The sequence below is a fragment of the Pseudomonas paracarnis genome (assembly GCF_904063055.1).
In the GTDB taxonomy this organism is placed as follows: Bacteria; Pseudomonadota; Gammaproteobacteria; order Pseudomonadales; family Pseudomonadaceae; genus Aquipseudomonas; species Aquipseudomonas paracarnis.
Map to the genome: position 1 here is coordinate 31,721 of NZ_CAJFCN010000009.1, position 24,262 is coordinate 55,982.

At 59.0% G+C, this 24,262-nt stretch carries 25 protein-coding genes and 1 pseudogene; 12 read left to right on the forward strand and 14 right to left on the reverse strand.

What is annotated here, in order from left to right; genetic code table 11:
* Window positions 1-139 precede the first annotated feature (139 nt).
* On the forward strand, window positions 140-631 hold the full coding sequence (locus JMV15_RS19260; RefSeq protein WP_014719637.1) for a GNAT family N-acetyltransferase: 492 nt from the start codon (window positions 140-142) through the stop codon (window positions 629-631).
* Between the two features lie 66 nt (window positions 632-697).
* Here the strand turns inward: JMV15_RS19260 and JMV15_RS19265 are convergent, their stop codons facing one another.
* A complete protein-coding gene (locus JMV15_RS19265) occupies window positions 698-1,180 on the reverse strand; it encodes a GyrI-like domain-containing protein (protein ID WP_032902784.1) in 483 nt (160 codons plus the stop codon).
* A 195-nt stretch (window positions 1,181-1,375) separates the two neighbouring features.
* Between JMV15_RS19265 and alaC the strand changes: the two genes are divergently transcribed.
* Complete coding sequence (gene alaC / locus JMV15_RS19270) at window positions 1,376-2,587, forward strand: alanine transaminase (RefSeq protein WP_020303120.1); 1,212 nt, start codon at window positions 1,376-1,378, stop codon at window positions 2,585-2,587.
* Between the two features lie 153 nt (window positions 2,588-2,740).
* Here the strand turns inward: alaC and JMV15_RS19275 are convergent, their stop codons facing one another.
* Both JMV15_RS19275 and JMV15_RS19280 read right to left on the reverse strand, forming a co-directional pair.
* Complete coding sequence (locus JMV15_RS19275) at window positions 2,741-4,093, reverse strand: GntP family permease (RefSeq protein ID WP_014719640.1); 1,353 nt, start codon at window positions 4,091-4,093, stop codon at window positions 2,741-2,743.
* Between the two features lie 84 nt (window positions 4,094-4,177).
* A complete protein-coding gene (locus tag JMV15_RS19280; protein ID WP_014719641.1) occupies window positions 4,178-4,711 on the reverse strand; it encodes a gluconokinase in 534 nt (177 codons plus the stop codon).
* Between the two features lie 225 nt (window positions 4,712-4,936).
* Between JMV15_RS19280 and gntR the strand changes: the two genes are divergently transcribed.
* The 6 genes from gntR to JMV15_RS19310 all read left to right on the forward strand — a co-directional run bounded on the left by gntR (window position 4,937) and on the right by JMV15_RS19310 (window position 10,196).
* Window positions 4,937-5,968, forward strand: coding sequence for an HTH-type transcriptional regulator GntR (gene gntR, locus JMV15_RS19285; RefSeq protein WP_161793224.1), 1,032 nt, complete (start codon window positions 4,937-4,939; stop codon window positions 5,966-5,968).
* A gap of 391 nt (window positions 5,969-6,359) precedes the next feature.
* A complete protein-coding gene (locus JMV15_RS19290; protein ID WP_014719643.1) occupies window positions 6,360-6,599 on the forward strand; it encodes a DUF6124 family protein in 240 nt (79 codons plus the stop codon).
* A gap of 190 nt (window positions 6,600-6,789) precedes the next feature.
* Window positions 6,790-7,422 (forward strand): glutathione S-transferase family protein, encoded by a 633-nt coding sequence (locus JMV15_RS19295; protein ID WP_014719644.1) that lies wholly within the window; start codon window positions 6,790-6,792, stop codon window positions 7,420-7,422.
* Window positions 7,423-7,577: 155 nt separating this feature from the next.
* Complete coding sequence (locus tag JMV15_RS19300; protein ID WP_014719645.1) at window positions 7,578-7,997, forward strand: hypothetical protein; 420 nt, start codon at window positions 7,578-7,580, stop codon at window positions 7,995-7,997.
* A 218-nt stretch (window positions 7,998-8,215) separates the two neighbouring features.
* On the forward strand, window positions 8,216-9,631 hold the full coding sequence (locus JMV15_RS19305) for an MFS transporter (RefSeq protein WP_014719646.1): 1,416 nt from the start codon (window positions 8,216-8,218) through the stop codon (window positions 9,629-9,631).
* A gap of 142 nt (window positions 9,632-9,773) precedes the next feature.
* Entirely contained in the window at window positions 9,774-10,196 is a 423-nt protein-coding gene (locus tag JMV15_RS19310; protein ID WP_019819324.1) for a hypothetical protein, read from the forward strand.
* Between the two features lie 277 nt (window positions 10,197-10,473).
* On the opposite strand, the gene JMV15_RS28755 is transcribed toward JMV15_RS19310, so the two are convergent.
* From JMV15_RS28755 to JMV15_RS19335, 6 genes and pseudogenes are all read right to left on the reverse strand, one after another.
* Window positions 10,474-11,043 (reverse strand): methyl-accepting chemotaxis protein, encoded by a 570-nt coding sequence (locus tag JMV15_RS28755; RefSeq protein ID WP_371103969.1) that lies wholly within the window; start codon window positions 11,041-11,043, stop codon window positions 10,474-10,476.
* Window positions 11,017-11,838 (reverse strand): annotated as a pseudogene (locus tag JMV15_RS28760) (PAS domain-containing protein); the annotation flags it as partial. The gene JMV15_RS28755 and the pseudogene JMV15_RS28760, both read right to left, overlap by 27 nt.
* A 143-nt stretch (window positions 11,839-11,981) precedes the next feature.
* A complete protein-coding gene (locus JMV15_RS19320) occupies window positions 11,982-12,932 on the reverse strand; it encodes an aliphatic sulfonate ABC transporter substrate-binding protein (RefSeq protein ID WP_014719649.1) in 951 nt (316 codons plus the stop codon).
* Window positions 12,933-13,042: 110 nt separating this feature from the next.
* Complete coding sequence (locus tag JMV15_RS19325) at window positions 13,043-13,564, reverse strand: sigma-70 family RNA polymerase sigma factor (RefSeq protein ID WP_014719650.1); 522 nt, start codon at window positions 13,562-13,564, stop codon at window positions 13,043-13,045.
* A 108-nt stretch (window positions 13,565-13,672) separates the two neighbouring features.
* Window positions 13,673-14,464, reverse strand: a complete 792-nt coding sequence (locus JMV15_RS19330) for a phosphate/phosphite/phosphonate ABC transporter substrate-binding protein (RefSeq protein ID WP_014719651.1) — start codon at window positions 14,462-14,464, stop codon at window positions 13,673-13,675.
* A 9-nt stretch (window positions 14,465-14,473) separates the two neighbouring features.
* The gene (locus tag JMV15_RS19335) at window positions 14,474-15,403 is read right to left on the reverse strand and encodes a fatty acid desaturase (RefSeq protein ID WP_014719652.1); all 930 of its coding nucleotides are present in this window, start codon (window positions 15,401-15,403) and stop codon (window positions 14,474-14,476) included.
* A gap of 301 nt (window positions 15,404-15,704) precedes the next feature.
* Here JMV15_RS19335 and JMV15_RS19340 point away from each other — a divergent pair, with 301 nt between their 5' ends.
* Window positions 15,705-16,133, forward strand: coding sequence for a GNAT family N-acetyltransferase (locus JMV15_RS19340; protein ID WP_014719653.1), 429 nt, complete (start codon window positions 15,705-15,707; stop codon window positions 16,131-16,133).
* 20 nt (window positions 16,134-16,153) lie between these two features.
* Here JMV15_RS19340 and def read toward each other — a convergent pair whose 3' ends face one another.
* From def to JMV15_RS19355, 3 genes are all read right to left on the reverse strand, one after another.
* On the reverse strand, window positions 16,154-16,693 hold the full coding sequence (gene def / locus JMV15_RS19345; protein WP_014719654.1) for a peptide deformylase: 540 nt from the start codon (window positions 16,691-16,693) through the stop codon (window positions 16,154-16,156).
* Entirely contained in the window at window positions 16,690-17,640 is a 951-nt protein-coding gene (locus tag JMV15_RS19350; protein ID WP_014719655.1) for a YihY/virulence factor BrkB family protein, read from the reverse strand. The genes def and JMV15_RS19350 overlap by 4 nt, the downstream gene beginning before the upstream one ends.
* A 180-nt stretch (window positions 17,641-17,820) precedes the next feature.
* Window positions 17,821-18,006 carry a CsbD family protein gene (locus JMV15_RS19355; protein ID WP_003193737.1) on the reverse strand — a complete coding sequence of 62 codons (186 nt, stop codon included), beginning with the start codon at window positions 18,004-18,006 and terminating at the stop codon, window positions 17,821-17,823.
* Window positions 18,007-18,207: 201 nt separating this feature from the next.
* Between JMV15_RS19355 and JMV15_RS19360 the strand changes: the two genes are divergently transcribed.
* Window positions 18,208-18,585, forward strand: a complete 378-nt coding sequence (locus JMV15_RS19360) for a hypothetical protein (RefSeq protein WP_034134348.1) — start codon at window positions 18,208-18,210, stop codon at window positions 18,583-18,585.
* Window positions 18,586-18,684: 99 nt separating this feature from the next.
* On the opposite strand, the gene fadD1 is transcribed toward JMV15_RS19360, so the two are convergent.
* Complete coding sequence (gene fadD1, locus JMV15_RS19365) at window positions 18,685-20,376, reverse strand: long-chain-fatty-acid--CoA ligase FadD1 (RefSeq protein ID WP_014719656.1); 1,692 nt, start codon at window positions 20,374-20,376, stop codon at window positions 18,685-18,687.
* 382 nt (window positions 20,377-20,758) lie between these two features.
* Window positions 20,759-22,447: a long-chain-fatty-acid--CoA ligase FadD2 gene (gene fadD2 / locus JMV15_RS19370; RefSeq protein WP_038451293.1), complete on the reverse strand. Its 1,689-nt coding sequence runs from the start codon at window positions 22,445-22,447 to the stop codon at window positions 20,759-20,761.
* A gap of 211 nt (window positions 22,448-22,658) precedes the next feature.
* Between fadD2 and JMV15_RS19375 the strand changes: the two genes are divergently transcribed.
* The gene (locus JMV15_RS19375; RefSeq protein WP_038451295.1) at window positions 22,659-23,603 is read left to right on the forward strand and encodes an alpha/beta hydrolase; all 945 of its coding nucleotides are present in this window, start codon (window positions 22,659-22,661) and stop codon (window positions 23,601-23,603) included.
* Between the two features lie 56 nt (window positions 23,604-23,659).
* Complete coding sequence (locus JMV15_RS19380; protein ID WP_003193747.1) at window positions 23,660-24,130, forward strand: MaoC family dehydratase; 471 nt, start codon at window positions 23,660-23,662, stop codon at window positions 24,128-24,130.
* Window positions 24,131-24,262: the final 132 nt, after the last annotated feature.

The following is a 24,262-nucleotide window of genomic DNA, read 5'->3' on the forward strand; positions in this document are numbered from 1 at the left end:
GACTCCTTGGGGTGGAAAATCACGGAAGACACCCTTAGTCGAATGGCCCGAAGGGAAATCGACATCCCCCTGAAAAATAATTTCCCGTGGCTCAAACCCGATAAACTGCCACTTCCCTTGCAGCCGTTCGGACAGCCCCATGCCAACCCGCCTCGTTGCCTACGAGGCGCTGAATGCTGTGCAACAACAGCAAGTCGGCGCCATCGAAGTTCACCCTGAACAACTGCCGTTTTGCGGTGATATGTATTGCGCCCTCAATACCCTGCTCGCCAACCCTAGCCCTGGGGTCAAGGGCTTTGCGCTGTTGGTCGACGACCTTCCTGTGGCGTTCTTGCTGCTCAAGCGACCACCGTGCCTGCCTCATTGGGCCGATGAACACAGCGCCACACTCCACGCGCTACAGGTAGACCGGCATCAACAGGGGCGTGGATACGGCAAGATGTGTTTGCAGGCGTTGCCCGCCGTGGCGCGCGAGGCCTGGCCGCAGATCAAGGGGTTGGAGTTGTCGGTGGATGCCCACAACCTGGCGGCAATGGGGTTGTATCTGGGGGCAGGATGGGTGGATCGCGGTGAGGCGTACAAGGGTCGCGTAGGGTATGAGCGCCGGTTGAGCTTCAGGTTTAATCCATAGCGGCAATGTCACGTAAACATGACTTTTAAGCGTGCATGTCGTGTTTACGTGACATCGGGTGCAGTGTCAGCCCCGCTCCCCGATCGGCAGCCAGATTTCCACCGTCCCCGTGCCCTTCCTGGCATCGAAGTCCGCGCTATAGCGCTCGAAATCCGCGCCCATGACTTTGTAGCCCGAGTGCGGCAGCCATTCGAACATGATGCGCTCGTAGGTTTGCTCCAGCGCCTGCACCGGCCCGTAGTGGGGGAACACGGCATAGTTGAGTGGCGGAATTTCGATCACCTCGAAATTGCTTGGCACGTCTTTCCTGGCCGGGACTTCAACACCTGCCAGGTAATCGAATTCGCCGTGATGCGGGTTATGGCACACCCCGTAGGTCACACCGCCGACGCGCTTCTTGATGTCCTTGATGCAGGTATCGAACAACTCCCACAGCCGTGGGATATCGCCCACGGTGGCCTTCGAATATCGCCCTTGTACCCCGGCGATCACCAGGGCCTTACCGGCTTCCAGGCGTGACTCCAACGGTTGTTTTGTCTGCTGATCCATACGAACAGTCTCCTTCTTATGAGGGAACAAACCCGCATCGAGTATAGGGGCATATCCGCGTTGTACTCCATGTAGAAAAATTTCCTACGCATCTGGACAACTGGCCATCATCGCCCTTATTGTCTGCCCCGCAGGCCACCGCAGTGGCCGACGTCGCTCGGACGGTTCCGGGCGCTTACGTACCTCGAGGCAACAATGGCAGACCAAGGTTCGCCGCGCCGCTTTGCGCGCATAGATCGACTCCCCCCTTACGTTTTCAATATCACTGCCGAGCTGAAGATGGCTGCGCGTCGGCGCGGCGAAGACATCATCGACTTGAGCATGGGTAACCCTGACGGCGCCACGCCTCCTCATATCGTGGAGAAAATGGTCACCGTCGCCCAGCGTGAAGACACCCACGGCTACTCCACCTCCAAAGGCATTCCGCGCCTGCGCCGGGCGATTTCGCGCTGGTACAAGGACCGTTACGCGGTGGATATCGACCCTGAGTCCGAAGCCATCGTGACCATCGGTTCCAAGGAAGGCCTGGCGCACTTGATGCTGGCCACCCTGGACCAGGGCGATACCGTGCTGGTGCCCAACCCCAGCTACCCGATTCATATCTACGGCGCAGTGATTGCAGGTGCCCAGGTACGTTCGGTGCCGCTGATACCGGGCGTGGATTTCTTCGCTGAGCTGGAGCGCGCGATTCGCGGCTCGATCCCCAAGCCGAAGATGATGATCCTCGGCTTCCCGTCCAACCCCACCGCGCAGTGTGTGGAACTGGACTTCTTCGAACGGGTGATCGCCCTGGCCAAGCAGTACGACGTGCTGGTGGTGCACGACCTGGCCTACGCCGACATCGTCTACGACGGCTGGAAAGCCCCCTCGATCATGCAAGTGCCCGGCGCCAAGGACATTGCGGTGGAGTTTTTCACCCTGTCCAAGAGCTACAACATGGCCGGCTGGCGCATCGGCTTCATGGTAGGCAACCCGGAACTGGTCAACGCCCTGGCACGCATCAAGAGCTACCACGACTACGGCACCTTCACCCCGCTGCAAGTGGCGGCGATTGCAGCGCTGGAAGGCGACCAACAGTGCGTGAAGGACATCGCTGAACAGTACCGCCAGCGTCGCAATGTGCTGGTCAAAGGCCTGCATGAGCTGGGCTGGATGGTGGAGAACCCGAAGGCGTCGATGTACGTCTGGGCCAAGATTCCCGAGCAGTACGCGGCCATGGGCTCGCTGGAGTTTGCCAAGAAACTGCTATTGGAAGCGAAGGTGTGTGTGTCGCCGGGGATCGGCTTTGGTGAGTATGGCGACGATCATGTGCGTTTTGCGCTGATCGAAAACCAGGACCGGATTCGCCAGGCCGTGCGTGGGATTCGCGGGATGTTCAGGGCGGATGCGTTGGTCAGCAAAGCCTGACCTGATCTACCTGAAGAAACCCAATTAATGTGGGAGCTGGCTTGCCTGCGATGCAGACACCTCGGTGTTTCAGATGTACCGAGGTGATGCTATCGCAGGCAAGCCAGCTCCCACATTTTGATCGAGTTGCCGCCACTGCTTTTGTGGTGTGGCTTACACTACCAACGACAGCAACATGATGAAGATCAGCGCCACGATCGACAGAATGGTCTCCATCGCCGTCCAGGTCTTGAACGTCTCGGCCACGGTCATGTTGAAGTACTGCTTGACCAGCCAGAACCCCGCATCGTTGACGTGAGACAGGATCAACGAACCCGCGCCCGTCGCCAGTACCAGCAACTCGCGGTTAACCCCTGGGATCATGCCCACCACCGGCACCACAATGCCCGCGCCGGTAATGGTCGCAACCGTCGCCGAACCGGTGGCAATCCGAATCACCGCCGCCACCAGCCACGCCAGCAGGATCGGGTTGATCTGCGCGTTCACCGCCATATGGCCGATCACGTCGCCCACGCCGCTGGTCACCAGCATCTGTTTGAAACCACCACCGGCACCGATGATCAGGATGATCGCGGCGGTCGGCGCAAGGCTGGCGTCGAGCAGCTTGAGGATCTGCTTGGAGTGGATGCCCTGACGATGGCCAAAGGTGTACAGCGACAACAGCAAAGCCAGCAACAGTGCGGTGATCGGGTGGCCGATCATGTCCATCCAGTTACGCACCACGTTGCCTTCAGCGAACGCGATGTCGGCAAAGGTTTTGAGTAGCATCAGGAACACCGGCAGCAGCACGGTGACCAGGGTGATGCTGAAGCTTGGCAGCGACTTGTTATCGGTCTCGCGGGCCAGTTGGTCCACCAGTTCCTGGGACGGGTTGCCCGGGATGTACTTGGCGATGAACGTACCGAAAATCGGGCCGGCGATGATGGCGGTCGGCAGCGCAACGATCAGACCGTACAGGATGGTCTTGCCGATATCGGCACCGAACACGCCGATGGCCAGCAGCGGGCCCGGGTGCGGTGGCACCAGACCGTGCACCGCCGACAAACCGGCCAGCAGCGGGATACCGATCTTGATCAACGACACGCCGGTACGCCGGGCGACAATAAACACCAGCGGGATCAGCAATACAAAGCCGATCTCGAAGAACAGCGGGATGCCCACCAGGAACGCGGCGAACATCATGGCCCACTGGACCTTCTCTTTGCCGAAGGCGCGGATCAGGGTCTGGGCGATCTGATCGGCACCGCCGGACTCGGCCATCATCTTGCCGAGCATCGTGCCCAGCGCGAGGATGATGCCGACAAAGCCGAGCACCCCGCCGAAGCCGTCCTGGAACGCCTTGATGATCTTGTCCACGGGCATACCCGAGGTCAGGCCGAGGAAACCGGCCGCGATGATCAGTGCGATGAACGGGTGCACCTTGAACTTGGTGATCAGTACGATCAACCCGATGATAGTGACTACTGCATCTAGCAGCAGGTAAGACTCGTGGGACATGCCAAACATGGGGGGTCTCTCCTGTTTGTTGTTGTTATTAAAGCGGGTGTTGAACTTCCTGCCGGGGATAGCGCTATCTTTTCCGGCAAAAAATTAATGAGTAGGTTCAAAGCCGTGCTTGCGCCACCAGGTATTGGTCTGCTCGGCCAGCTCCTCGACGCTGTCTTCACTGGCGTTCAAGGCCAGGGTCAGCGGCTCGCCCTTGGGCGATTCAAGGGTGGCGAACTGGCTATCGATCAGGCTTGCCGGCATGAAATGGCCGGGGCGGTGAGACACGCGGTCGGCGGCGACTTCGCGGGTCAGTTCCAGGAAGACAAAACCCAGGCCCGGCGCGGCTTCGCGCAAGTGGTCACGGTATTTTTTCTTCAGGGCCGAACAGGTCAGTACAGGATGCTCGCCCGCTTTCAACGCGCGGCGCAGTTCATCGCACAGGATGTCGAGCCAGCCGGCGCGGTCGTCGTCGTTGAGGGGGTGGCCGGCGCTCATCTTTTCGATGTTCGCGGCGGGGTGAAAGCTGTCGCCTTCAATGGCAGTGGCGCCGTTAAGGGCGCACAGGGCTTGGCTGACGCTGGACTTGCCACAGCCGGAAACACCCATGATGACCAGGGCGGTAACAGGTTGACTCATGAAACACCTCAGGACGCAGATAGCGCTACCTTTGCATAGCGTAAGGCTAGTGCAAAAACAGGCTTTTCCCGCGCCGACTTGTCATTTTTATGGAGTGACGCGTGCATCCGTTCCAACAGATTGACTTCAAGAGCTGGACAGGATCAGGCAACCCTTTATCCAAGAATTTGCAGCCCTTTGGAGACAGCGCTACCTTAGTGCCTCGATTTTTGTTTGGCAAGCTGCCTGATGACCTCTAAGAACGATAAAAATACCCGCACGACGGGTCGCCCCACCTTGAACGAAGTCGCCCGCCTGGCTGGCGTCAGTCCGATTACCGCCTCCCGTGCTTTGCGCGGTATCAGCACGGTCGCCACGGAGCTGGTAGAAAAGGTGCAACAGGCCGCCGCCGAACTGAGCTACGTGGTCAACCCCGCCGCCCGCGCCCTGGCCTCGGCGCAGAGCCATTCGGTGGTGGTGCTGGTGCCGTCACTGTCCAACCTGCTGTTTATCGAAACCCTGGAAGCTATTCATCAGGTACTGCGGCCCAAGGGCTTTGAAGTACTGATCGGCAACTCCCATTATTCGCGCGATGAAGAAGAAGACCTGCTGCGCAACTACATGGCCTATCAGCCGCGGGGATTGCTGCTGACCGGGTTTGACCGCACCGAAAGCGCGCGACGAATGGTCGAGGCCAGCAATGTGCCCTGTGTGTACATGATGGATCTGGACCCTAATGCCGGGGTGAACTGCGTGGGCTTCTCGCAACTGGCCGCTGGCGAGACCGCGGCGGCGCACTTGCTGTCCCGGGGGCGCAAGCGCCTGGCCTATATCGGCGCGCAGTTGGATCAGCGCACGTTGTTGCGCGGCGAAGGTTTCCGCCGCGCCTTGCAGCAGGCGGGCATGTACGACCCGGCGCTGGAGCTTTTGACACCACGTCCCTCCTCCGTGGGCCTGGGCGGCGAACTGTTCCTGCAATTGCTGGCAGCGCATCCGGATGTGGATGCGATCTTCTTCGGCAACGACGACCTGGCCCAGGGCGCCCTGCTCGAAGCCCTGCGCCATGGCATCAAGGTGCCTGAACGTGTGGCGGTGCTGGGCTTCAACGACCTGCCCGCTTCCTCATTCATGGTGCCGCGCCTGAGTAGCATCAGCACGCCACGGGAAGCCATCGGGCGTCGGGCGGCGGAGCATTTGCTGACGATCATGGCGGGCAACAAGGTGGCCAAGCCAGTGGTGGATATGGGGTTTGAGTTGCAGGTGCGCGAGAGCACCTGAACGTCGAGCTGAACGCACACAATGTGGGAGCAGGCAAGCCAGCTCCCACCTTTTTCTACCGTGCCCACTTGATAGGTAGGACAGCCGTAGGAAGCGGCTTACATTGCAGTAAGCGCCTTGCTCCGCTGCCTACGCTTACGTCAGAATCCGCCGGCTTGTGCGCCTCGGTGACGGTCTCTAAGGTTTGCCGGTCGCTGAATTTCTCGGTGATCGGGTTTAGTAGCCCGAGTTTGGTCACTCTAAGTGCATAAGCCTGCCCGCGTTAATGGCGGCTGTGCGTAGGGCACTTTCGGGTGCGCCGGCTTTGAGTGTCCACCGGTCTACTAACCTGCGTACAGCTGCCACCCTCGTTTAGTAGCGATACGGCGGCAGCCCATTCCAGGATGCTCTGATGATCAAAAAAATCGATCCGCCGCTAACCACCCTCTTCACGCTCATCCCCGATGTTTCCACTGAAACCCTGCTGGCCAACAGCTACGAAACCGTCTGCTCCGTCAGCACCTTACTTCTCGACCTGTCCGATGACCTCACCGGCAAACACCGTGATGTGGCCCTGGCCATTCATCAATTGAGCGAGCTGAGCGTATTGCTGGTGGGCAAGGCCATGGACCAGCACACACCACGCTGCTGAGGCAATCCACGATCCCTGTGGGAGCTGGCTTGCCTGCGATAGCGGCGTATCAGGCAGTACCTTCATTGACTGACACAGCGCTATCGCAGGCAAGCCAGCTCCCACATTTTCGACCGGGCCCGCTTCACACCCTCGCCGCTGTGCCCGGCGCCTGCTAGATTGGTCATTCTCCAAATGCCAGGGAAGCACCATGGGCCATTCACTGAAAATTTTGGGTCGCACCTCCTCCATTAACGTGCGCAAAGTACTCTGGACCTGCCAAGAACTGGGCATCGACTACGTGCGTGAGGACTGGGGCATCGGCTTCAAGCCCACCCAGTCCCCCGAGTTCCTCGCCTTGAACCCCAACGCGCAGGTGCCGGTGCTGATCGACGACCATGGCGTGCTGTGGGAGTCCAATACCATCTGTCGCTACCTTGTCGGCCTTTATCAGCGCCATGACTTGCTACCCGTTGAGCCTGCCTTGCGTGCACGGGTTGAACAGTGGATGGACTGGCAGGCCACCGAACTCAATCCTTCATGGGGCTATGTGTTCAACGCACTGGTGCGTAAGAACCCGGACTATCAGGACCCGCAACGCATCCAGGCGGGCGTGCAGGCCTGGAATGACAAGATGGCCTTGCTGGAACAACAGTTGACCCAGACCGGCGCCTACGTCGCGGGCGAAGAGTTCACCCTCGCTGACATCTTGATAGGTCTTTCGGTGCATCGGTGGCAGATGACACCCATGGAGCGGCCACCCTACCCCGCCATCGCGGCGTATTACCAACGCCTCAGCCAGCATGCCGGCTTCAAGACCTTCGCCCTCGACGGCCATGACTGAGCGAGCTATTGGGCCTCAGGCCGATGGTCATCACCATCGGTCTGAAAACCACCACCACCTGTCATATTTGACAGTAGACCTGTTTTTCATCTTCACCTATTCATAAGCCAGAGCAAGGCAATGCCTCGCTCATCCCTGAATATGGAGAAGCGGCCATGAGCAAGAAGATCGGTGAGAACGACAAAATTTCCGGCGTAATCGATGGGTGGAACTTCCCATTTGAAACGTCTTACGTCGCCCATTTGAACGGAGAGTCAAATTTCAATTCGACCGTTGGAATCATGTCCGGATCTGGCTTGATAAAAATGAGCATCGACCAAAATATCAAGGAAGGTGAGACCTACGACATCGGTGCAACTGAAAGTGATAAAAAAGTACGACTTGAGTTTGACGACACGCGACAAGGTCAGCCAGGCAATTATATGGCAACCAGTGGCAAATTCGCCGTATTGCAACTGCAAGGCAATACTCTGTTAGCGTCCCTCGAATTTGAAGCGCAAAACGCGCAAGACCCTCAAAAGAAGATGAGCTTCACCCAAGGCGCTTATAAGGTTGAGGACTTCAAGCACGTCTAGAACATCCACGCAGCGGGAGGGCCCCACTCCCGCCAGAAGCTGCCTGCCGATAGCAACCTTCGGCAGGACAGCTTTCAGGCCCTCGAACCATAAACGTCCGAAACAGCGGCACCACGCGCAATTAATCGGCGAATGTACGGCCCATTTCCGGCAACTTAACAAGCACCCATTTCCGTTAGGAAGCTAAGATTCCAGGTGACTGCCTATGGAATTTGCTCATGCCCACACTCCCCGCCTCCACCACAGACACCCTCGCCTCTCTGCGCGCCGCCCACATCAGCGCCCGCATCGACCGCCTGCCCGCCGTCGCCACTATTTGGCGCCTGGTGGCGTTGCTCTCCATCGGCGGCTTTTTCGAGCTGTATGACTTGTTCCAAACCGCCTATATCAGCCCTGGCCTGATCAGCGACGGAATTTTTCATACCGGCAGCGAAGGTGTTTTCGGCTTCTCGGACCAGGCCGCTTTCGCCTCGGCCACATTCCTGGGCCTGTTCCTCGGCGCCAGCCTGCTCAGCCCCATCGCCGACCGCTTCGGGCGACGCGCGATCTTCACCTTTGCGCTGGTCTGGTACACGGTGGCAACGGTGCTGATGGGCATTCAGACCTCGGCCGTGGGCATTATCTGCATGCGCTTTCTGGTGGGCATTGGCCTTGGCATCGAACTGGTGACCATCGATGCCTATCTCTCGGAACTGGTACCTAAGCGCATGCGCAGTTCGGCGTTTGCCTTTGCATTTTTTATCCAGTTTCTGTCGGTACCGGCTGTGGCCTTGATGTCGTGGTGGCTGGTGCCACAGGCGCCGTTCGGTATCGCGGGCTGGCGCTGGGTGGTGCTCTCAAGTGCAGTGTTTGCGCTGTTTATCTGGCAACTGCGCAAGCGCCTGCCGGAGTCACCGCGCTGGCTTGCACAAAAGGGACGCTTCGAAGAGGCCGACACGATCCTGAACAACCTGGAGGCACGCTGCCAAAAGGATCATGGCAAGCCGCTGGACGAACCGGACCCCGAAGCCATCAGCGTGCAGGGCAATGGCCGTTTCGCCGATATCTGGCAGCCGCCCTACCGGCGACGCGCCTTGATGCTGATCGTGTTCCATGTATTCCAGGCCATCGGCTTCTTCGGCTTTGGCAACTGGCTGCCGGCCTTGCTCTCGGGCCAGGGTGTCAGCGTGACCCACAGCCTGCTCTACGCCTTTATCATCACCCTCGCCTACCCGCTGGGCCCGCTGCTGTTCGTCAAGGTGGCCAACCGCTTTGAGAACAAATGGCAAATTGTCGGCTCGGCCATGGGTGCAGTGATCTTCGGCAGCCTGTTTGCCCTGCAAACCACAGCGTTAGGGCTGATTTTCTGCGGGGTGATGATCACCTTCTGCAATGCCTGGCTGAGCTTCAGTTATCACTCCTATCAGAGCGAATTGTTCCCCACCAATATCCGTGCGCGAGCGGTCGGGTTCTGTTATTCGTTCAGCCGTTTGTCCACGGTGTTCAGTAGCCTGTTGATCGGCTTTATCCTAGAGCACCTTGGCACGCCGGGGGTGTTGGCGTTTATCGCCAGCAGCATGTTGATCGTGATGATTACCATCAGTTGGTTCGGGCCGCGTACGCGTAATCTGGCATTGGAAAATATCGCCCATTGACCACCGTCGGCGCTCGATACCGTCCGTCAGCGGAGTGACTCTACTGTCAACTTTGACAGTAGATCGCAACGCCTCAGGCGGTTCTACTGATAATCAGGCGTTCCCGTGGTGGGCCGCCATTGGAAGGTAACCCGGATTGAACATGGAACAGAGCGAACACGCCTCGGCAGGATGGCTTAAATCCACAGGCTTCGAAGGTGAAATAGATACCAGCAACGTCGTATATCGCGAATCCAGTCCCGGACGCTGGATCACTCTGGATGGACGCCAGCCCAGCCAGGGTGGCGACTTTATCGGCATTCAAATCGACTTTCCCAAGGATCAGCCCCCAGGTCCGATCACCGTGCCTCAACCTTGGCCAAAAGACGTTAACGTCAGCTATTTCCGACAAACAGTCTTCGGCCATCGCACCTCCTACCGTGCAAAAAGCGGCACGCTTGACTTGCGCACCTATGACGGGAATACAGGCTCTGCAGCCGGCACTTTCGAAATCACTGCTGAGGTCGAAGGCACGGACCGTTCGTTCAAAGGCTCGTTTGATATTCGCACCGTAAAAAACAGCTAGCCAGCGGCAACGATTGGTCTCTATACGGTCATCGCTTGCCGCCTGAAGCGCCCGCCTACCCGCCGCTACATTGACGAGGCCTTTGCCAAGGAAGTATCCGAACGCCTCCAGCAGCAGCAACAGCAGCAGGTAGCGGCGAAGACGGCTGACCCACAGGCGCAGGCCGTGAAAGAAACCCTGGCTGCGATCTAGTCGCGCAGGGAATCCAAATGTGGGAGGGGGCAAGCCCCCTCCCACATTTGAATATTCTTTCGCAGGGTATCAGCGCAGGTTTCAATTACTGCAGTTGCAGCGTGGAATTGAACTGACTGATCGCATCCACCACATGCCGCGAGCCTTCCTGGATCTCCAGGATCACCTGCCCCGCTTCATTCGCCAGTTCCACCCCGAGCCCCGTGCGGCTCAGGCTCGACTGCATGCTCGACACCGCGCACAGCGACAGGTCGTGATTCTTGCGCACCACATCCACGATCTCCACCGTGGCCTGGCTGGTGCGTGCCGCGAGACTGCGCACTTCATCGGCCACCACCGCGAACCCACGTCCATGCTCACCGGCCCGCGCCGCCTCAATCGCCGCATTGAGTGCCAGCATATTGGTTTGCTCGGCGATGCTGCGGATGGTCTGCACAATGGCGCCGATGATGTCCGATTGCTTGTTCACCGCATCGATACTCTCGGCAGCCTGGTTGAGGTCACTGGAGATCGCCTCGATGATCTCTACCGTTTGCTGCACCACCTGCGAGCCCTTGCGTGCGCAGGCGTCATTTTGCACCGAGGTGGCGTGGGCCGAATCGGCGGCAGTACGCAGGGTAGTGACCTGGCTGGTAATGTCGCTGGCGAACTTCACCACTTTGTACAGGCGCCCATTCGTGTCGAAGATCGGGTTGTAGGACGCCTCCAGAAACAAGGTCTTACCGTATTTGTTTTTACGCTCGAAGCGATGGGAGTGATATTCGCCGCGATTGAGTGAGGCCCAGAATGCCTTGTAGGCCGGCGACTCCACTTCACTGCGATGACAGAACATGCTGTGGTGCTGGCCGATGATTTCCTCCCGCGTGTACTGCACGGTACGCAGGAAATTGTCGTTGGCATTCAGGATTTGGCCCTGGGGCGTGAACTCGATTACCGCCATGGAACGGCCAATGGCGTCGATGAGGCTCTGGTTTTCGTGTTCATGGTGCACCCGTGCAGAAATATCCGACGCTACTTTGATCACACTGCGTACCTGGTTGTCGCTGTCCAGCACCGGCATGTAACTGGCTTCGAGCCACACCTCCTCGCCATGCTTGTTCAAGCGCATAAAGGTGCCACTGAGCGCCTCGCCTCGCGCCAGATCGCGCCACAACTGGTGGTAGGCATCGGTGTGGGTATACGCCTCCTCGCAAAACAGGCGGTGATGTTTGCCACGGATCTGCTCGATGCTGTAGCCCATGGTTTGGCAAAAACGCTCGTTGGCATTCAGGATCACTCCCGTGCGGTCGAACTCGATCATCGCCATGGAGCGGCTGATGGCGGCAAGCTTGGCGTTGGCTTCGGTAAGGGCACAGGAAAAACGCTGGATCTCTTGCAGGTCGGATTTGTGCTGGCGGTTGAACATGGTCAGATCACCCTGGATTCCCGGCGCCTGGAGGGCGCATTCCATTCATACGTTGGATATTTCTGGTACACCTGCATGGGGAAATAACCATTGGAAACGCTTTATCGGCCAAGCGTCGTTAACGGTTCTGGGTGAGCATAGACAGGCCTTGGCACTCTGCAAGGCCACTAATCCGCCAGCATCACTACTCAGGGATGATCAAGGGGCTTGAAGACAGCCTGCTGCACGTCGACTTTTTTCGGGATCAGGCCGTTGGCAAAAAACAGGTCGGCGGTGCGTTGCTGGTTGGCAATGTCGATGGCCGCCAAGGGGCGGATCGGCTCAGGCGAGCGATGTTCGAAGTAGCTTTTGACCACCGCCGGTTGCAGGCCCAGGGTGCCGGCCATCAGCGTGATGCTCGCGGCAGGCTCATCAAGCGACAGGCGCTGCGCCTTGCCAAGCGTGTGGATAATCGTGGCGATGGCCTCTGGGTGCTGCTTGGCAAACGGGTGGTTGACCACGAAGAAACTGCCCGCAGGGTTCAACCCTTGCCCGTCCCGCAGCACGCGTGCCGAGCCGTCGATCACGGCGGCCGAGTAGTACGGGTCCCACACTACCCATGCGTCCACCTTGCCTTGTTCGAACGCGGCGCGGCCGTCGGAAGGCGACAGGTACACCACATTCACATCCTTCCACTGCAACCCGGCGTGCAGCAGGCTTTTGAGGAACAGGTTGTGTGCACTGGAGCCCTTGAGCAATGCCACGCGCTTGCCCTTGAGTTCGGCCACGTTCTGCACGGTGCTGGCCTTGGGCACCAGCACTGCTTCGGCCTTGCCCTCGTTGGGCTCGACGGCAAAATACTGCAAGTCGATCCCGGCCGCCTGGGCGAAGATCGGCGGTATATCACCAATATTGCCGATGTCCAGGCTGCCTGCGTTGAGCGCTTCGATCAGCGGCGGGCCACCGAGGAATTCGGTCCACTGCACCTGAGTGCCCGGCAGTGCGGCTTCGAAGAGCTTGTGCTCACGGGCGAGCACCATGCTGACCGAGCTTTTCTGGTAGCCGATGCGCAGCGTGGAAGGTTCGGCCGCCGAGGTGGGTTGCGCCATTACTGCCAATGCCAGCAGCGAACTGCCCAGCAGGTGTCTGATTGCTTTCATAAGTTGCCTCTTGGTGGTTCGATCAGATTCAAAGTGAGCACAGGAAGTGTGGGAGCTGGCTTGCCTGCGATGGCGGCCTGTCATGGCCAGAGGTGTTGGCTGGCTCACCGCTATCGCAGGCAAGCCAGCTCCCACATTTGATCGGGGTGGGATTCAAGTCCGGTAACAGCGCGGGCCATGTAGTCACTGACCGAGCGCTGGGAAATCCCCAGTTCGGCGGCGATCTGGGGGTACGTCAGGCCGTTGACGCGGGACAGCAGGAACGTCGCCTTGACCTTGGCCGGCAAGCGGTCGAGCGTCTGCTCGACGGCCTGCAGCGCTTCGAGCACTCGGGCCCTGCCCTCCGCGCAGGCCGCATCGTTATCCAGCGTAGCGAGGTAGGCACGCTCCAGGTCACGTCGACGCCACACCTGGTACACCAGGCGCTGGGCAATAGTGGTAAGCAATGCGCGGGGCTGTCGTATCGGCGCTACCTGAGGTGCACTCAAGAGCTGGACAAACGCGTCGACGGCGATGTCTTCGGCGTGGGCACGGGAGTTGAGGTGGCGGTGCAAACGGCTGCACAGCCAAGGGTAATGAATGCGAAACAGGGAGCCCACATAGTCGCTGTGAGCACGATCGGCGCCGGACATAGGGGCTCCTTCTGAGTAGGTTGCGCGGTATGTCCGGTGTTCCGGTGAAGCAATCCTAGCAAGGCCCCTTATGCTTTAATAATACTTAAAACGCATTTTTATATAACCTTATTGAAGTACCGAATAGCCGATGCTGGCGGCTTTGCGCTGGTAATCCAACACCACCTGATAGTCATCTTCGCTGGCAGGAAGCACAGCTCGCACACCGAGGGTTTGCGCCACCTGCGGCAGGTCCTGCAACGCCAGGTTCATCGCCTCACGAATCTGCGCCACCTGCCCATCGCTCAAGCCCAGCGCGCCTATGTAAGGCAAAGTCGGGCTCGGCGCGCTGCGGGTGATGACGCGCAGGCCCGCGACCTCTTCGGGGGCGAATCGGGCGAGGTAGTCGTAGGTGACGCTATCGATGGCGGCGAGGTCGGCGCGGCCTTCACGCAGCCAGCGCAAGCTCTCGCGGTGGGCGCCGCTGATGCCGACGCTGGCGAAGAACCGCCCGTCGCGCTGCAACGGCGCCAGACAGTGACGCAGCAGGTTCATGCCGCTGTTGGAGTCGTGGCCGTTGATCACGCCGCGGCTCTGGTAGAACTGCGTCAGGCGGGTACGCGGGTTGTCCGCGCGGGTCAACAGCAGGCTGCAATGTTCGCCGTGGCTGCTGTGGGCCAACTCGTAACGGGGGCGCCCAATGATGCGCACCTGGCCGCGCAGTTGGGTCATCAGCGGGTAGCCGCAGGTTTGGCTGACGAGCAATTGTGGCGCCAGCCACAGGCCGCGCAAGTCGAGGTGGTCGGCGTTAAGACGATGCAGCTTCAAGCGCTCAAGGATGCGCGCCAGCCAGTGTTGATTGGCCTGCTGGATGGGTTCGGGCGCAACGTACATGCGCAGGTCGGCGTAGTACTCACTCATGGTCGCCTCTCAGGCAAACGGGTGCCGGGGACTGTCGATGGCCTTGAGGCCGTGACGGCTGATCAACTGGCCGTAGCCTTGCACCAGGAAGCCACCGCTGCGCACCAGCCACTGCTCGCGCCGGGCACGGTACACCCTGGGCAGCAGGTACCACGGCAACTTTGGCAGATCGTGGTGCACCAGGTGCAGATTGTTGTTGAGAAACAGCCAGGCCCAGGGCCAGGACGCTTCGTTGAGCACTGTGCGGTGTTCCGGCCGCAGATGGGGGCGGTGCTCATAGTAGGAGCGGATCGAAGCCAGGGACAACGCTGGCACGCTGACCAGCAGCAGGTAATGCCACACCGCAAGCGCGCTGTAGGAGGCAATGAAACTCAGCATCAGCACAGTAACGGCGCCGTGAGCCAGCCACATCGGCCATACCTGGGGCAGGCGTTGAAACTCGTGACGGGCCAACCGGCCAATGGCCAACGGCGCAGCCAGCAGGAAGCGGCCAAGCACGGTCTTGGTCAGCCAATGCACGCCACGTTCGAACAGCGAGCTGTCGTCCCATTGCTGCTGATTGAGGTAGCGGCTTTCCGGGTCGATGCCCGGTAGGGTCAGGTTGTCGTCGTTGTGGTGCAACAGGTGGCTGTCGCGGTACAGCGTATAGGGATACCACACCGCGAAAGGCGCATAGCCGAGGAGTTTATTGAGCAACAACGAACGGGTCGGGTGGCCGTGGAGCAATTCGTGCTGCACCGATAGCCACAGGGTCACCAGCGGAATCAGCAGCAACATGCTCAGCCACAGGCCCAGCCACCGGCTGCCAAGGATCACCGCGAACCAGCCGGCATATACGCCGATCAACAGTAGCCAGGTCGGCCATTCGGTTCTTGCCACGAAGGTCGTCGCCAGGGCTTCGATTTCCCGGCGTTGGGTCGGATCAAGGTAATTGGCCATCGGCAGCTCAGAGCAGGTGTTTCCTGCTCTGTGCAATGAGGCGGGAAAATCTTGCAGATCGTTTGGTTCTAAGCGTGTAACTCAGTGACCGAACAGGCCCGCTTCGGATTTTTTGGTCTTCTTGTCCGCGCGTTTTTCATCCGCGGTCTTTGCCGGTTTTTTCTTCGCGGCTTTCTTTGAATCCATACCTTTGGCCATGATGCATGCTCCACTAACAGGGGATGTAGCACTGGGTATACCACCTATTGCCCGGCAGAAGGCGCTTATAATCCCCTGCCCTTGATAACGCTTGTCTGAACCCATGCCCCCATTGCACATCGAACCGCTGGCCGAGCCTCTGTGGCCACTGCTGAACAAGTTTTACCGCAGTCACAATTCATCGATGAAGGCGCTCAAGGGCGGCCGTTTGTGGGTAGTGCGAGATGCCGAGATCGTGGCCGGCTTGTGCTTGAGCCCGGTGGTGGGTGGGCAGTGGCTGACGGGGGTGTTTGTGGCGCCGACTTATCGTGGCCAGGGGCTCGCGGCGCGACTGGTTGAAGAGGCCGTGGCGGGTTGTGAGGGGACGGTCTGGTTGCTGTGCCATCCGGACCTGGAAGGGTTGTATCGGGGCATGGGGTTCAGCCAGGACACGGTTTTGCCGCAATCGCTGAGTGAACGGCTGGTGCGTTACAAGCGCAATAAGCCGATGATTGCGATGGGGCTCAATGCCCCAGTCCTGAATAAACACTGATCCCACAGTTGAACTGTGGGCTATTCGTCAGCCGTTGGGTCCAGCTCCGGGAACATCACTTCAATAAACCCGAATTTGCTGAAATCGGTAATCCGCGATGGGTACAACCGGCCGATCAAATGGTCGCACTCATGCTGCACCACCCGCGCATGGAAGCCGTCGGCAAAACGCACAATCGGCTCGCCCTTGGGGTCGAAACCTTCGTAGCGGATCTGCTGGTAACGGTTCACGGCGCCGCGCAGGCCGGGCACTGACAGGCAACCTTCATAGCCCTCTTCCAGTACCGGGCTAAGCGGTGTGATCAGCGGGTTGATCAGAATGGTCTGGGGTACCGGCGGCGCCTCCGGGTAGCGTTCGCTGGCCTCGAAACCAAAGATCACCAGTTGCAGGTCGACACCAATCTGCGGTGCAGCCAGGCCAACACCGCCTACGTGTTCCATGGTCTGGAACATATCGTCGATCAGTTGCCACAACTCGGGGCTGTCGAACATCTCCGGCGGTACCGGCGGGGCGATACGCAGCAGGCGCTCGTCGCCCATTTTCAGGATTTCACGGATCATTGTTCAGGCTCGGTAATGGGCTTGGAGTGGTCCCGGCCTAAGCCAGAGACGTGCTGTTTTTCAGTCGGGGCCGGTTCGCCGATTTCCTTCTGCCCGGGGTCCTTGCCTTCGGCAGACATGTGTTCGATCACGGCATTCATCTCCGCGCCGAGCAACAGCACGGCAGCGGAGATATAGAAATACAGGAGCAGGACAATAATCGCACCGATACTGCCATACATGGCGTTGTAGTCGGCGAAGGTTTTGACGTAGTAGCCAAAGCCGAGGGAGGCGACGATCCACACCACCACCGCCAATACCGAACCTGGGGTGATAAAGCGAAACTCCTGCTCGACATCCGGCATCACGTAATACATGAGTGCCACGGCGAACATCAGCAGGATCACGATCAATGGCCAGCGCAGGATAGTCCACAGGGTGACGACGAATTCCTGCATGCCGATCTGCCCGGCCAGCCACTCCATGACCTGCGGGCCGAGCACCATCAGCGCGGCAGCAGCCAGCAGCATGCCGGCGATGCCGACGGTGTAGAAAATCGACAGTGGAAAACGCTTCCAGATCGGCCGGCCCTCAACCACGTCGTAGGCGGCGTTCATGGCGCTCATCATAAGGCGCACGCCCGCGGAGGCCGTCCACAAGGCAATCACGATACCGACCGAGAGCAGCCCCCCCTTGGACTGCTGCAGTTGGTCGATCACCGGGTTGACTTGCTCTAGCGCCTGGGGCGGCAACACCAGTTCCGACTGCAGGCGCAGCCAGGTGAAGAAGTCAGGCAGGTGCAGGAAACCGATCAGGGCGATCAGGAACAGCAGAAAGGGGAACAACGAGAACAGCATCTGGTAGGCCAGTGCCGAGGCGTAAGTCGGCATCTCGTCATCGAGAAATTCAGTGACGGTGCGCATCAGCACCTTGTGCAGCTTGAGACCATCGAGTACCGGAAAAATCATAGCGTCTCCTTTCGCCGCAAAGAGATTGAGTTCATGGGCGACTCAGGGGCCGTTTTCTACATCAAAGTAGCCCATTTGGCGACTTTGAAACAATTTCGAAAGTTTAGTTGCAACACCGGATACAAAAACGGCCATCCGTGGATGGCCGTCGGGCTGCTGGGGGCTGCCCGCCAGGACGTGTTACTCAGTGGCTTTTTTCACTGCGTCCTTGGTCTTGCCCACTGCTTGCTGCGCTTCGCCTTTTTTCTCTTGGATCACGCCTTCAGCACGCAGTTTGTCGTTGTCTGTGACTTTACCGACGCCTTGCTTGATGTTACCGACAGCTTCGTTCGCCAAGCCCTTTACCTTATCGGAAGTGCTGCTCATGGTATTACTCCTGATAACAATCAAATGGTTTTTGGTCACTACATAGCGGTTGACCTGAAGCGCAACGGCAGAGTTTCAATTATTTTTGTACGAGCATTTCATCGAAAGCGGCAGGTTTGGCTTTATGTTTTATGTCCAACCCACGAGAATGCCCGGCACATTCAGGCTGCAACGCTGAATAACAGATCCCGTAGGAAGGTTATGAAACTCAATAAAGCACAGGCCATTGCCCGCAGAAACCAGGAACTGGGCGGTGCCGTACTCGGCGTCAACAACTGCCACTTCACCGACCTGGACCGCAAACGCAACATCTGGTGGTTCGACCTGCCGGTGGGGCGTATTGCCGTGGGCCAGTACGAGTGGATCCATCTGTTGATGCACAACGCCGACACCGACCAGTTGTTGCACCTGAAGGTGCCGACCGTGTTCCTGCGTGAAAAACTCGAGGGGCTGGTGGTGCGCAATGCGGGCAAGCGCAAGCCGGAGATTACCCTGGAGTTGAGCGCCGACAAGGATTCGTTCTTGAAGGACGTGCGCCCCGCCGGTGCGGGTGTGAGCTTTGCGCAGTTCGTGCTGTAACCCGGTAACCCTGTGGGAGCGGGCAAGCCCGCTCCCACAGGAGGTAAGTGTTTGGCCAGCGCTCATAAAAAACCCCGCATCAGCGGGGTTTTTTATGGGTTACTTTTTAAGACCGAGTTTCTTCAGTTCTTCATCACGCAATTCACGCCGCAGGATCTTGCCCACGTTGGTGGTCGGCAACGCATCACGGAACTCCACGGCCTTGGGCACCTTGTAGCCGGTGACGTTGGCGCGCATGTGTTCCATCACCTGGTCCTTGGTCAGGGTGGCCCCTGGCTTGACCACGATGAACAACTTGATGTGCTCGCCGGATTTTTCATCCGGTACGCCGATGGCCGCACACTGCAGCACGCCCGGCAGGCCCGCCAGCACGTCTTCGAGCTCGTTGGGGTAGACGTTGAAGCCGGAGACCAGAATCATGTCCTTCTTGCGGTCGACGATACGCATGTAGCCGTCTGGCTGGATGATCGCGATGTCGCCGGTCTTCAGCCAGCCCTCGCTGTCGAGCATCTCGTCGGTGGCATCCTGGCGCTGCCAGTAGCCCTTCATCACTTGCGGACCTTTTACACACAGCTCGCCGGTTTCGCCCAGCGCCAGCTCGGTACCGTCGTCGGCGATGACTTTACACGCGGTGGAAGGCACCGGAATGCCAATGGTGCCGATCTGGATGTTCTGGATCGGGTTGACCGTGGCCACCGGGCTGGTTTCAGTCATGCCGTAGCCTTCGCAGATCGCGCAGCCGGTCACGGCCTTCCAACGCTCCGCCGCAGCCAGTTGCAACGCCATGCCGCCCGATAGGGTGACCTTCAGCGCAGAGAAGTCCAGCTTGCGGAAACCTTCGTTGTTGCACAGTGCCACGAACAGGGTGTTGAGGCCGACGAAGCCGCTGAACTTCCACTTCGACAGTTCCTTGACCATCGCCGGCAGGTCGCGCGGGTTGCTGATCAGGATGTTGTGGTTGCCGATCAGCATCATCGCCATGCAATGAAAGGTGAAGGCATAGATGTGGTAGAGCGGCAGCGGCGTGATCAGGATCTCGCAGCCTTCATTGAGGTTGGAGCCCATCAGCGCCTTGCATTGCAACATGTTGGCGACGAGGTTGCGGTGGGTCAGCATCGCGCCCTTGGCCACGCCGGTGGTACCGCCGGTGTATTGCAACACGGCCACATCGCCGCTGGCCGGGCTGGCATCGTTGACCGGCTGGCCATGGCCCTTGGCGAGTACGTCGTTGAACTTGATGGCCTGGGGCAGATGATAGGCCGGGACCATTTTCTTCACGTACTTGATCACGCTGTTGATCAGCACGCGCTTGAACGGCGAGAGCAGGTCGGCAACTTCGGTGACGATCACGTGCTTGACGGCGGTCTTGGGCACGACTTTTTCAGCCAGGTGCGCCATGTTGGCCAGGCAAACCAGGGCCTTGGCCCCCGAATCATTGAATTGGTGTTCCATCTCCCGCGCGGTGTATAGCGGGTTGGTGTTGACCACGATCAGGCCGGCGCGGATGGCACCGAATACAGCGACGGGGTATTGCAGAACGTTGGGCAGTTGCACAGCGATTCGATCGCCAGGCTTCAAGTCGGTATGCTGTTGCAGATACGCGGCGAATGCGCCGGACAATTCGTACAGTTCACCGTAGGTGATTGTCTTGCCCAGGTTGCTGAAAGCCGGTTTGTTGGCGAAGCGCTGGCAGGACTGCTTCAGTACCGCCTGAATATTCGGATACTCGTCTGGATTGATCTGTGCAGCAATCCCGGCGGGGTACTTATCCTTCCAAAAGTCTTCATTCATGGAAGCCCACTCCTCAGCGACGCGAATTCATCATCGCATTTGATGCGATTATTATTGGTGTATGTTTTTAGGTGAGTCTGGCGCTTTCAAGCAGGCCTAGAAGTCACAAAGCGCGCCGAGAGTAGCAGCTTTGCCAAGGGCCGCCTAGAGCCAAAAGAGGGCCCTACAGTCATAAACATGACTCAAGAATATCCAATGGTCACTTTTAGAGCAAAAATTCTATAACGCCAAAAATGGCTCTAGAACAGGCTTTCAAGGGCGAAAAATACAGTGTGGGAGCTGGCTTGCTTGCGATAGCGGTGGATCAGTCAGTTCAACAGGTGACTGAAACACTGCTATCGCAGGCAAGCCCGCTCCCACATTTTTTGTACTCTATTTCAATTCAAGCAATGTCGCGCAGCTCCCGGCGCAAGATCTTGCCCACCGGTGTCATCGGCAACGACTCTCTCAACACAATATGCTTGGGCACCTTGTACCCCGTGAAGTTGGCCTTGCAGTACGCTTTCAGTTCCTCAAGGCTCACCCCCTGGGCCCGAGCCACCACGAACAGTTTCACCGCCTCCCCCGTGCGCTCGTCCGGCACGCCGATCACGGCGCAGTTGGCCACGGCCGGGTGGGCCATGATCACGTCTTCGATTTCGTTGGGGTACACGTTGAAACCCGAGACGATGATCAAATCCTTCTTGCGATCCACAATACTGATGTAGCCATCGGTGTCGATCACCGCAATGTCACCGGTCTTCAACCAGCCATCGGCGTCCAAGGTTTCGGCGGTGGCGGCCGGTTGCTGCCAGTAGCCCTTCATCACTTGTGGGCCCTGGATGCACAGCTCGCCGCGCTCGCCCAAAGGCAGTTCTTGCCCCAGGTCATCGACGACTTTCATCGCCGTACCCGGCACCGGGATGCCCACGGTACCCAGGCGCGACAGGCCGCCGTAGGGGTTGGTACTGGCCACTGGCGAGGTTTCGGTGAGGCCGTAGCCTTCGCCGATGGCGCAACCGGTCAGCGCCTTCCAGCGTTCCGCCGTGGCCTTGACCAGAGCGGTGCCACCGGAGTTGGTGATCTTGAGGTGGGAGAAGTCCAGGCTCTTGAAATCCGGGTGGTCCAGCAGCGCCACAAACAGGGTGTTGAGCCCCAGCAGCGCAGTGAAGCGCCACTGTTTCAATTCCTTGATAAACCCGCCGATGTCGCGTGGATTGGTGATCAATACGTTGTGGTTGCCGGACACCATCATGCACATGCAGTTGGCCGTGAATGCATAGATATGGTACAGCGGCAACGGCGCGATCATGACCTCCTGCCCTTCCTTGATCAGCGGGTGGCCGTCTTCACCCAGTTGCGACATGCACGCCCGCACCTGCTGCATGTTCGCTACCAGATTGCCATGGGTGAGCATCGCGCCCTTGGCCAGGCCGGTGGTGCCGCCGGTGTATTGCAGCACGGCGATGTCGTCCAGGGTTACCGGATGGCGCGTCACCCCAAGGCCCGCGCCCATGCGCAGGGCGCGCTTGAACGATACCGCCCGCGGCAGGTGATAGGCGGGGACCATCTTCTTCACCTTGTCGACCACGGTGTTGACCAGCCAGCCTTTGGCGGCGGGCATGAAGTCGCCCATCCTGGCTTCGATCAAGTAGTCGATCTCGGTGTCGGTGCACACCTCCTGCACCCGCGAACCGAACAGGTTGAGGTACACCAGCGCCCGCACGCCTGCGTCCTTGAACTGGTGGCGCATCTCGCGAGGGGTGTACAGCGGGTTGGTATTGACCACGATCAGCCCGGCGCGCAGTGCGCCGAATACGGCAACTGGATAATGCAGCACATTAGGCATTTGCACCGCAATGCGCTCACCGGGCTTGAGGTCGGTGTGCTGTTGCAGGTAACCGGCGAACGCCGCACTCTGGCGTTCCAGCTCGGCGTAGGTCAGGGTAATGCCCATGTTGCTGAACGCCGGACGGTCAGCGAAGGTCTTGCAGGAACGCTCGAAGACCTCGATCACTGACTTGTAGGTCGTGAGGTCGATGGCATTGGGGACGCCCGCCGCCCGTTTGTCATTCCAGAAATCAGGTTGCATTATTCTTGCCCTCTTACCTGAGTGTGTCCGGCCGCTTTAAGCATTGATAAAAAGCGGAGATTTGAGGGACGTTAGCAGCTATGACCAAACAGGCAAATAAGATAAATCCTGTCATTGATTGCGTGAATCTTGCGTCTAACGTGCAGGTAGATGCCGCGCAATTCTGGCGATGAGCTATACACTGCAACGACCCTGAGCAAAGGAAGCCGCCATGAACCACAGCACCTTCTGGCTGACCGCGAACGACCACAGCCGCCTGTCTGTCAACCAATGGCTGCCAGACAGCCCGCCGAGGGCGGTGGTCATGCTCTCCCATGGCATGGCCGAGCACAGTGGTCGTTATGCTCGCCTGGCCGACGCCTTGTGCCGCGCCGGCTACGGCGTGTATGCCTTGGACCAGCGCGGCCATGGCCGTACCGCCGACGAGGGCATCCTGGGGCTGTACGCTGAAAAGGATGGCTGGAACAAAGTAGTCGGCGACCTGGCCAGCCTCAACCAGCATATTGGCCAGCAGCAACCGGACCTGCCGATTATTTTGCTCGGCCATAGCATGGGCAGCTACATCGCCCAGGGCTATTTGCTGCACCACAGCGCCAGCCTGCATGGCGCGATTCTCAGCGGTTCGAATTTCCAGCCGGTGGTGTTATATAGCGCGGCCCGGCTGATCGCACGTATCGAACGCTTGCGCCAAGGGTTGCGCGGCCGTAGTGCGTTGATCGAGCTCCTCTCATTTGGCTCGTTCAACAAAGCGTTCAAGCCCAACCGCACCGCCTTCGACTGGCTGAGCCGCGACCCGGACGAAGTCGACAAGTACATCAATGACCCGCTCTGCGGTTTTCGTTGCACCAACCAGTTGTGGATCGACCTGCTGGGCGGCTTGCAGCAAATCAGCAAAGCGTCCAATCTCGCGCAGATCGACCCGGGCTTGCCGATCCTGGTGATGGGCGGCGAATGTGATCCGGTGAGCGAAGGCAAGCGTCTCAAGGACCTGGCCCACGCACTGCGTGAGGCCGGCTGCCAGAACGTGCAATTGAACCTCTACCCGCAGGCGCGGCATGAAGTGTTCAACGAAACCAACCGTGATGAAGTCACCGCCGACCTTCTGAGCTGGCTGGAACAGGCGCTGGCGTTGCGCAGGCCAACCCGCTGCGAATAGTTTTTGCTTTAAAATCAGCCGATTAATTATCGATAAGCCACAGGATGCACCTTTAGATGACCCAGGTAACCAACACCCCGTACGAAGCGCTCGAAGTAGGCCAGACCGCCAGCTTCAGCAAAACCGTCGAAGAGCGTGATATCCAGTTGTTCGCCGCCATGTCCGGCGACCACAACCCGGTGCACCTGGATGCTGAATACGCCAAGGCAACCATGTTCAAGGAGCGGATTGCCCACGGCATGTTCAGCGGTGCGCTGATCAGCGCGGCGGTGGCTTGTGAGTTGCCTGGGCCGGGCACGATTTACATCGGCCAGCAGATGACCTTCCAGAAGCCGGTAAAGATCGGCGACACATTGACCGTGCGCTTGGAAATCCTCGAGAAACTGCCGAAGTTTCGCGTGCGCATTGCCACTCGGGTGTTCAACCAGCGTGATGAGTTGGTCGTCGATGGCGAGGCGGAAATTCTGGCGCCACGTAAGCAGCAAGTGGTGACCTTGACCGAGCTACCGCCGATCAGTATTGGCTGATCTACATTCCAGCCTTTGCGTAAAACAAATGTGGGAGCGGGCTTGCCCGCGAATGCGGTGTGTCAGTCAATACAACCGTGACTGATCCACCGCTTTCGCGGGCAAGCCCGCTCCCACACTAAGCCCAGCGTA

What these genes read in the sequence shown, in the direction of transcription:
- JMV15_RS19260 (WP_014719637.1), top strand. Translation starts at nt 140, where the DNA reads ATGCCAACCCGCCTCGTTGCCTACGAGGCGCTGAATGCTGTGCAACAA.
- JMV15_RS19265 (WP_032902784.1), bottom strand. Translation starts at nt 1,180, where the DNA reads ATGGATCAGCAGACAAAACAACCGTTGGAGTCACGCCTGGAAGCCGGT.
- alaC (WP_020303120.1), top strand. Translation starts at nt 1,376, where the DNA reads ATGGCAGACCAAGGTTCGCCGCGCCGCTTTGCGCGCATAGATCGACTC.
- JMV15_RS19275 (WP_014719640.1), bottom strand. Translation starts at nt 4,093, where the DNA reads ATGTTTGGCATGTCCCACGAGTCTTACCTGCTGCTAGATGCAGTAGTC.
- JMV15_RS19280 (WP_014719641.1), bottom strand. Translation starts at nt 4,711, where the DNA reads ATGAGTCAACCTGTTACCGCCCTGGTCATCATGGGTGTTTCCGGCTGT.
- JMV15_RS19290 (WP_014719643.1), top strand. Translation starts at nt 6,360, where the DNA reads ATGATCAAAAAAATCGATCCGCCGCTAACCACCCTCTTCACGCTCATC.
- JMV15_RS19295 (WP_014719644.1), top strand. Translation starts at nt 6,790, where the DNA reads ATGGGCCATTCACTGAAAATTTTGGGTCGCACCTCCTCCATTAACGTG.
- JMV15_RS19300 (WP_014719645.1), top strand. Translation starts at nt 7,578, where the DNA reads ATGAGCAAGAAGATCGGTGAGAACGACAAAATTTCCGGCGTAATCGAT.
- JMV15_RS19305 (WP_014719646.1), top strand. Translation starts at nt 8,216, where the DNA reads ATGCCCACACTCCCCGCCTCCACCACAGACACCCTCGCCTCTCTGCGC.
- JMV15_RS19310 (WP_019819324.1), top strand. Translation starts at nt 9,774, where the DNA reads ATGGAACAGAGCGAACACGCCTCGGCAGGATGGCTTAAATCCACAGGC.
- JMV15_RS19320 (WP_014719649.1), bottom strand. Translation starts at nt 12,932, where the DNA reads ATGAAAGCAATCAGACACCTGCTGGGCAGTTCGCTGCTGGCATTGGCA.
- JMV15_RS19325 (WP_014719650.1), bottom strand. Translation starts at nt 13,564, where the DNA reads ATGTCCGGCGCCGATCGTGCTCACAGCGACTATGTGGGCTCCCTGTTT.
- JMV15_RS19330 (WP_014719651.1), bottom strand. Translation starts at nt 14,464, where the DNA reads ATGAGTGAGTACTACGCCGACCTGCGCATGTACGTTGCGCCCGAACCC.
- JMV15_RS19335 (WP_014719652.1), bottom strand. Translation starts at nt 15,403, where the DNA reads ATGGCCAATTACCTTGATCCGACCCAACGCCGGGAAATCGAAGCCCTG.
- JMV15_RS19340 (WP_014719653.1), top strand. Translation starts at nt 15,705, where the DNA reads ATGCCCCCATTGCACATCGAACCGCTGGCCGAGCCTCTGTGGCCACTG.
- def (WP_014719654.1), bottom strand. Translation starts at nt 16,693, where the DNA reads ATGATCCGTGAAATCCTGAAAATGGGCGACGAGCGCCTGCTGCGTATC.
- JMV15_RS19350 (WP_014719655.1), bottom strand. Translation starts at nt 17,640, where the DNA reads ATGATTTTTCCGGTACTCGATGGTCTCAAGCTGCACAAGGTGCTGATG.
- JMV15_RS19355 (WP_003193737.1), bottom strand. Translation starts at nt 18,006, where the DNA reads ATGAGCAGCACTTCCGATAAGGTAAAGGGCTTGGCGAACGAAGCTGTC.
- JMV15_RS19360 (WP_034134348.1), top strand. Translation starts at nt 18,208, where the DNA reads ATGAAACTCAATAAAGCACAGGCCATTGCCCGCAGAAACCAGGAACTG.
- fadD1 (WP_014719656.1), bottom strand. Translation starts at nt 20,376, where the DNA reads ATGAATGAAGACTTTTGGAAGGATAAGTACCCCGCCGGGATTGCTGCA.
- fadD2 (WP_038451293.1), bottom strand. Translation starts at nt 22,447, where the DNA reads ATGCAACCTGATTTCTGGAATGACAAACGGGCGGCGGGCGTCCCCAAT.
- JMV15_RS19375 (WP_038451295.1), top strand. Translation starts at nt 22,659, where the DNA reads ATGAACCACAGCACCTTCTGGCTGACCGCGAACGACCACAGCCGCCTG.
- JMV15_RS19380 (WP_003193747.1), top strand. Translation starts at nt 23,660, where the DNA reads ATGACCCAGGTAACCAACACCCCGTACGAAGCGCTCGAAGTAGGCCAG.